Annotated in this window: 4 protein-coding genes; all 4 read right to left on the reverse strand. The window is 58.9% G+C overall.

The features are described from left to right. Positions 1–97 precede the first annotated feature (97 nt). Positions 98–1,741, reverse strand: coding sequence for a histidine kinase (locus HMPREF2749_RS02635; protein WP_070593356.1), 1,644 nt, complete (start codon positions 1,739–1,741; stop codon positions 98–100). A gap of 286 nt (positions 1,742–2,027) precedes the next feature. Then, on the reverse strand, positions 2,028–3,218 hold the full coding sequence (locus HMPREF2749_RS02640) for a hypothetical protein (RefSeq protein WP_070593357.1): 1,191 nt from the start codon (positions 3,216–3,218) through the stop codon (positions 2,028–2,030). Positions 3,219–3,706: 488 nt separating this feature from the next. Next, positions 3,707–7,105 carry a type I restriction endonuclease subunit R, EcoR124 family gene (locus HMPREF2749_RS02645; protein ID WP_083301078.1) on the reverse strand — a complete coding sequence of 1,133 codons (3,399 nt, stop codon included), beginning with the start codon at positions 7,103–7,105 and terminating at the stop codon, positions 3,707–3,709. Between the two features lie 176 nt (positions 7,106–7,281). Continuing rightward, a partial coding sequence (locus tag HMPREF2749_RS02650; protein ID WP_210395309.1) for a restriction endonuclease subunit S occupies positions 7,282–7,892 on the reverse strand: 611 nt, incomplete at its 5' end.

A 7,892-nucleotide genomic window follows, 5' to 3' on the forward strand; every position in this document is an offset into this window, starting at 1 on the left:
GTGGCTTTTCGAAACACATGTGGCTTCTGGGCAGATTACCTCTGGGCGGAATAACCCTGGGCAGATAACCGTCGGCTAGCCGCCGCTACATTCGGGTCTACTCACCCCTCAGGAATGACGCGACCTTACCCCAGAAACCCTTCTGGTTTCCGGCGTTGCGGGTGCCCGTGGGGGTCGGCTGGAAAACCGGACGCTGCTGGCTCGGCGCATCCTGCTGATACAACGGGTTCTGCTGGTATGCGGGATTCTGCTGGTACTGGGAAGGCACCGACTGGTACGGGTAGTTCGCCTGCGGGTGCTGCGGGTTCGGCTGGTAGCCCTGCGCCTGATACGCACCTGCCTGAGGCTGAGCACCCGGGTGGTATTGCGCATCAGAGTGGTAGTGGGCATCGGGGCGGTGCTGGGTTTCTGCGTGGTGCGGGGCGTCCGCATAACCCTGGTTCTGGTATCCCTGCGGGTTCGGGCGGTACTCAGGGCTCGGCTGATGAGCCTGCTGGTACACGGGCTCTGCCTGATTTGCCGCCGCCTGGTTCGCTGCGGGACGCGGCGGGTTAGAGTACGCGGGGCGCGGGTTCGGCTGCTGCGACTGGGCAGGTGCCGGGCGCTGCGCGGGTGCCGGGCGCGCCTCCTGAGCAGGACGAGTAGCGGGTGCGGGCTGAGCGGCAGGTGCCGGGCGCTTCGGGCTGGTGTGCGGTGTACGCTGTCGCGGCTGGCCACTAGGAACCTGCAAGTGCGACCCCTCAGGAACGCCACTCTGCTCGGTAAGATCCTGAACAACGAACGCCGAACTGAAAAGCATGTCCTCCATGGTCCACTCAAGCGGCGGCTGTGCGTTCGGTGCCAGCTGCAGCTTGTCCAGTTCGCGCAGGTGCAGGGCGAGTACCTCCACCATGTAGTTGATGACGGCGAGGTTCGGTTGCTCCCCCAGGTTCTTCGGGTAGGCGAAATGGTAGATGTAGGTGTTGATGTTCTGCCGCTTTTCCAGGGCTTTCGCCGTCTTCTCAACGGGAACACCGCCGCAGGTCAGATCCGAGATACTCTCGAAGGTTGCGGGTCCTTCAGAGGCACGCACGGTCAGCGGACGCGAGGGGTCCACGGCGGACTGCTTCGGCCAGAAAATGCCGGGTCGGAATGCCATCTGCAGGCTGTTGTTGACGACGATTTCCTTCTCGGGTCGCCAGGGCTTCTCATGGTCCACGATGTACTTGCGCGGCATGGCGAAGGTGGTGAAGGAGCACGCGAAGCTCTGCAGCTCCTCCCCTGCCGGTGAGGTGCTCAGAATGTATGCTTTGGCGCGGTTCCAGGTTTCGCTGTTACGCATCTTGTTGACGAACATGGACAGCTTCGTCATGAACCCGTCGATTTTGACGGTGGGTGCGTCGGCGGTAATCAGGTAGATACGCGCCGTGCCGTAGAGCGAGGAAAGCGCATACTTCTTGTTCGATTCGCCGAAGTTGGTGCCCATGATGAGGTGGCAGGTGGGCGGGTTGACCGGTTCGCCGTCGTAGTAGGGCGTGTAGTCGAAGCCCATGTCGATGACCTGGCAGGCTTCTGCGGCGGCGTGGATGCTGTCGAGGGTGAGCGTCTCGTTGGTGGGCGTGCCGTCCGCGTTGCTGAACGCGATGAAGGCGGCCGTGTAGCCATAGGCTGCGCTCTTGGGCTTGTCCAGGGCGAAGGTGTTGCATCGCGGGTGGTGTGCGGCGTACTGCTGCTGGATGTGTGATACGGCGTTGTGCGGCATGTTCACTCCTTGGGGTGTGGTTGTTTATCGGATTCGATTGTGTGGGTGTGTGATGTGTTTTACTGTACGCTACTCCCCTGACAGGCTAAGCGGGCAGGGGTGCTTTTTTCGCGATAAATCGCGATGCGGAGGCGGCTGTACTCTCACCGGCGAGCGCGCGCTCAGCGGCGAGTTTGGCGGGCAGCGAGCATGGTGGCGGGTGGAGGGGCGGCGCATCCAACGCTGCGGGTGCGCCGCGCCCTGTGTTTTACCGGCGCTTGTTTTACCGGTGCTTTAGCCTGGCGGGCTACTTGCCGCGGCGGCGATTAAGCTCCCGGCCCCAGACCATCACAATGTCGATTCCGAGAACTCCGTACTCGTACTCATCGAGAGCGGCCTGAACTGCCTTGGTGTTCACCGCGAACCAGTCGTCGGGCAGCGAGTCGATCCACGATTCCCAGTCTGCGATGCGCCAGTTGTAGGTTCGTTCCATGAGGTCCACGAAATCGTCGCCTCCAAGTTCTTCGGGGAACTGGGAGTACCACAAGGAGTCCGACTCACTGTTCGGCCGTTCTTCTCGAAAATTAACGAACTGACGCCAGTTCTTCTTCGTGATGATAAAGGATTCTTCCCCGTCAGGACCGAACTTTTCCACGGTGCCCACGTACGAATTGGTTTTAACGCGCTCCCAGAAGGTCGGCACGTCAATTTCGCCGCGCTTGACCAGGTCAGCCAGGTACTCGATACGGTCATGCGGAGGGGCGATGGCGCCATCCGGGAGAGCATCGCCGAAGGTCAGCAGGCGGCCGGCGCGGTAGTCCTCCATGTTGATGGTCTCCCAGGAGAAGCCGTTGATTTCTTCGTACTGGTCGTCGTCAAGGCAGGGGTACCGTTCGTTGTCATACACGAGTCGTAGAAGTTCGATGGAACCGCGTTCGCCTTCGTAAGCGAAGTTATCCAGCTGCACCTCACGCACGTATTCTTCCTGCGCTTCGTTCAGATAGTACTGACCATCCTTGCGGCGGAAGTTGAGCTTCTTGGTTTCGGTTCCGTTCTTCAGGTTCGCCTTGTGGATGTTGACGGCCTGTTCAATCGTCTTCTGGCTCGGGTCCAGTACGTATGCGAGGCGAAGCTGCGTCTCGTACGGGGTGATGATGTTCAGGCTACGCAGCTTCTCTTCGTACCCCTTAGAATCCTTGTAGTACATATCTTCATCGATGAATTCAAGCTTTTCTTCAATGCTCATCGTTGGAATTTCATCATGCAACCTCTGAACCCTGTTGAAGGCCTCTTCATCTTGAGAGTTGACTTCTGCGTGTGCTTCAGCCTCCTTCAACGCCAATGCCATGTAGGTGTCGATGTTGAAACGTTCCGTGTACATCGGCTCCATGGCGTCGCAGCGTTCCTTATTGATCTGGCGGCGCTTCTCTTCCAGGGCCTGGTAGTACTCCAGATCATCCAGGGTCTTCTGCTGAGTGTTAGTCGTGGGGTTGTCCATGGTGGTTGGTCCTTTCTCTCGGATGCGCTGGGAGGGTGCGGTGCTCTCGGGGCGTGGGCTTCGGTGCTTCTGATTACAGATTAGAAAAGACCCCTGACAAGATAAGGGGCTGTGCCGCCCCGTATGGAAATTCGGTCATGGGTTACGGACTTCGACCATGGGTTAGTGACTTTGGGCTGGGGTTTTATCCCCCGCCAAAGTCACTAACTCATGACCGAAAATCGGCACTGTGCAGAGGGGGGGTAGATTACACGGCGGGTAGCTGGCTGTTTCGATAGGTTGCTGTCTTTACTGCGGGGTAAAGACCCACGGCGAAAACACTAACCTATCGAAGGAGTCCCCGATCCTCCCCGCTTAACGGCGAAAAGCCACATGTGTTTCGAGAAGCCACCAAAGAAGTGGCTTTTCGAAACACATGTGGCTTCTGGGCGGATTACCTCTGGGCGAATAACCGCAGGCTACCGCCGGTTACAGCACGTCACCGCGGGTTATTCTCCGCCGAGGAACGGCATGAAGCGGACGATGTGCTTCTCCAGCTTCTGCTTCACGCGCTTCGCCTTGGTTGCTGCATCTTCAGTCTTCGCGCCGCCGAGCTTGCCGCCGAAGAGCGAGATCTTGCCCTTGACCAGGCGGCTGATCTTGCCGGGGATGGTGCGGCGGTTTTCCTTGAGCGCACGGTTGACGACGCGCTGGGTTTCTGCGGAGTCCAGCTCTTCGTCCTTGACGATGGTGTCTTCTTCGCGGGTGCGGCGGTCGGTCACGTAGTGGTGGAAGTGTTCCTGCACGTCGTGGTCTTCGGACTCGTTCAGGTAGGTGTCGAAGTAGTCCTCGATGATGTCGCCGCTTTCGCGCAGGTCGGCGTCGTTACGAATTGCGAGGCGCACGCGGTCGCGGAAGTACTCGACGCTGTCCTGGGCAGTTTCGGCGGTGCCGCTCTCCCCTGCCGCGTCGGCCTTGCCGTGACGTGCGGCGCGGGCTGCCTTGACGAGCTCGAGGATGTAGAGCACACCAACTTCCTGCTGCCTGACCAGTTCGGTCAGGAAGCGCATGTTGGCGAGCAGATCGACGCCGGTCGGCTTTTCTTCGCCGTCGCCCTCGCTGTCGGCGCTGTCCTTCGCTTCTTCCTGTTCGCGGCGCAGTTCGCGGGCTTCTTCGTAGATGTCGTTGTAGACACCGGTGTAGCCCTGCATGTCGTAGTCGCTGATGAGTTCGTTGCCGCCGTCGCGGATGAACTCGTCGTGCACGCGCAGTTCCTGTTGCAGTTTAAGCACCTGGTTCATCAGCTCGATGTAGCGGGCCTTGTCTTCGGTGGTGTTCACGGTGATGGAGCCGCCCTCATCGATGGGGAATTCTTCGCGCAGCTCGGATACGGCCTTGTCGTATGCGGCGTAGGCTTCCTTGTAGGGTCGGGTGAAGGCGATGCCGAGGGCGGACTGGCCGTCGCTGTTTTCGGTGTCGCCGAAGAGGGTGAAGGCGTCCTTAGTCGCCTGTTCGAGGTCGCGGAAGCACACGATGTTGCCGGAGGGCTTGAGCGAGTTGAGGATTCGGTTGGTGCGGCTGTATGCCTGCACCAGTCCGTGCATCTTCAGGTTCTTGTCTACCCAGAGGGTGTTGACGGTCTTGGAGTCAAAACCGGTCAGGAACATGTTGACGACGATGAGCAGGTCCAGCTCACGCATCTTCATCTTGCGGGAGACGTCCTTGTAGTAGTTGTCGAAGGAGTCGCCGTCGGTGCTGAAGTTGGTGCCGAACATGGTGTTGTAGTCTTCGAGGAAGCCGTCCATGCGGCTGCCGGTGCCTTCGGTGGCGAAGGTGAAGTTTTCTTCTTCGCCGAAGGTGTCGAAGAGCTGCCCGCCGTTGCCCTGCGAGTAGATGATGGCGACCTTGAGCTTCTGTTCGGGGCGCAGGGTGCCGTCTGCGATGCGTTCTTCCTGCAGGGTATTGAGGGCGTCGTAGTAGGTGCAGGCTGCATCGATTGAGGAGGTTGCCAGAATTGAGTTGAAGCCGCGCACGCGTTCTACGTAGTGTTTGGTGACGCCGTTGATGGTGCGGGTCTTCTTGACCTCGTAGCTGGTGGCGGAGCTCTGGTTGGTTTTGCGGTCGTAGTTGTCCAGAATGTAGGTGGCTACGGCTTCGATACGTTCGGGGCTTTCGAGTACTTCCTTGCTCTTTGCGAACTTGGCGAGTTCCTTCGCGTCGGGGGTTTCGGCGCGTTCGGCGGCGATTTCTTCTGCGTAGGAGGTTTCTTCGAGTTCGGCGAAGTGGGGGCTGGTGTTGGTGTATTCCAGGTGGAATTTCAGCACGTTCTTGTCGTTGATGGCGTCAACAACGGTGTAGGTGTGCAGGCAGTCGCCGAAGACTTCGACGGTGGTGGTGCCGGGGCCGCCTGCGGAGTTCTTTTCGAAGATGGGGGTGCCGGTGAAGCCGAACATGCTGTATTTCTTGAAGTGCTTCTTGATGGCGGTGTTCATACGGCCGAACTGGGAGCGGTGGCATTCGTCGAAGATGATGGCTACGCGCTGGCTGTAGACGGGGTGCTCGGGTTCGGCGGTGATGAGGTTGGACAGCTTGTGGATGGTGGTGACTACGATGTTGGTTCCACGGTCGGCGAGTCGGTTGCTGAGTTCGCGGGTGCTGCCGGTGGAGCTGACGGAGTCTGCCTGGAAGTTGTTGTATTCGAGCATGGTCTGGTAGTCGAGGTCCTTGCGGTCCACGACGAAGAGTACCTTGTCGACGAGCCCGGTTTCTGCCAGGCGGCGTGCGGTTTTGAAGCTGGTGAGGGTCTTGCCGCTGCCGGTGGTGTGCCAGATGTAGCCGCCGGCTTCTTTGGTGCCGAGCAGCTTGGGGTTGTTGTTGGCGATTTCGACGCGCTTAATGATTTTCTCGGTTGCCGCAATCTGGTAGGGGCGCATGACGAGCAGGTCCTGGCCTACGGTGAAGATGCAGTAGCGGGTCAGGACGTTTGCGAGGGTGTGGCGGGTGAGGAAGGTGCGCGCGAAGAGGATTAGGTCGTTGATTCGGTTGTTCTGTTCGTCTGACCAGTAGCTGGTGAAGTCAAAGCTCTTGCCTGCGGAGCCGCCGGGGGCGGTCTTGCGGCTGGCGGTCTGCTGGTCTTCGATGTGCTTGTGGCGCACGGTGTTGGAGTAGTACTTGGTTTCGAAGCCGTTGCTGATGACGAAGATCTGGGCGTATTCGAAGAGGCGGTGCTTGTCCTGCTGGAAGCCTTCGTTCTGGTAGCGTTCAATCTGGTTGAAGGCTTCGCGGATGCTCACGTTGCGCTTCTTGAGTTCGATGTGTACGAGGGGCAGGCCGTTGACGAGGATGGTCACGTCGTAGCGGTTGAGTACCTTGCCGTTAGGGGCGGGTACGCGGTACTGGTTGATGACCTGCATGCGGTTGCGTGCGGGGTAGGCGGCGTCGATGAGCATGATGTTGCGCAGGGTGCCGTCTTCGAGGCGGAAGTCGATGAAGCGTTCTTCCTGGATGAGCTTTGCTTTTTCGAGGATACCGTCGTTGGAGCGGGCGATGTGTTCGGTGAGTAGGCGGTTGAATTCTTCGTCGGTGAAGTGGAAACCGCTGTTGGGGCCGTATGCGCCTTCTTCGGGGCGGGTATTGAGGCGTTCGAGCTGTTCGCGCAGGTTGCGGATGAGTGCGGCTTCGTCGGTGAGGCGCGGCAGGTAGTCGTAGCCCTGGGTTTTGAGGGTTTCGATGAGTTCGGCTTCGAGCTGCGATTCGCTCTGGTGCTCACGCTTCTTCTGGTGCTGGGCGTCCCATTCGTCGTAGCCCTTTGCTTTGGTGCGGTCGGCGATGACAGTGAAGTCGTCTGAGCTGAGGATGCTTTCGGTGCGTCCTTCGGTGGGGCGGGGGTGGTTGGGTACGGTTTCCACGGGGTGCTCCTTTGCGTAGGGGTTGAGTGTGTGGCTGGGTGGGCTAAGGGTTGGTGAGCCCGGCCAGTTGGGTTTGGGTTGTTGAGTGTGGTTGAGGTATGTGGTTGAGGTCTAGCGGCCCGTGCAGGGGTGGCGGGGTGCCGCCCCTGCACGGGGTGCGCGTGATGCGCGGGTGGCTACTGGTTTTCGCCCTTGCGGGGGAAAGAAAGTAGCTGGTCGCGGTAGTACTCGTATTGGCTGCGACGCGCTGCGAGCTCTGCGGGTAGACCCTCGGAGAGGCTGCTGGTTAGGGCGTCGAAGCGGTCGAGAATATCGACAATGCGCTGCTGCTCTTCTAGAGAAGGAACTGGGATAAGAACCTTGTTAAGCACTTTCTGGGTCAGGCTAGGAACACCGCCAGCAGTGTTTAGATCTTCAAGATGAGCCGTTTTCAGGAAGTAGTACAGGAACTTGGGAATAACTTGCTCTTCGTCAATTTCGGTGTAGAAAATCGTATCGACATTCCAGAAAGGCTCTTCTAGGTAGAAGAGGTTTCCCAAAGAACCCTTACGCGGAATAAGCACTGTCGGCTTATCGTATGAAGACCTATCAACATAGGTCATGATTCCGCCAGAACCATATACCGGGATATTTCCTGCGCCGAATTCCTTATAGGTCTTACCGTTCTTAATCTTTGCGAAAGAGTCTAGAGGAACACGAGGGCAGTCGAGGGCTTCGAAGAGTGAATCACGGTAGTACTCGTATTGCAGAGTACGCGCTTCCAGCTCCGCTTCCAGCTCCGCTTCCA

It is taken from the genome of Rothia sp. HMSC075F09 (assembly GCF_001810515.1).
Taxonomy (GTDB): Bacteria; Actinomycetota; Actinomycetes; order Actinomycetales; family Micrococcaceae; genus Rothia.

What these genes read in the sequence shown, in the direction of transcription:
- HMPREF2749_RS02640 (WP_070593357.1), bottom strand. Translation starts at nt 3,218, where the DNA reads ATGGACAACCCCACGACTAACACTCAGCAGAAGACCCTGGATGATCTG.
- HMPREF2749_RS02635 (WP_070593356.1), bottom strand. Translation starts at nt 1,741, where the DNA reads ATGCCGCACAACGCCGTATCACACATCCAGCAGCAGTACGCCGCACAC.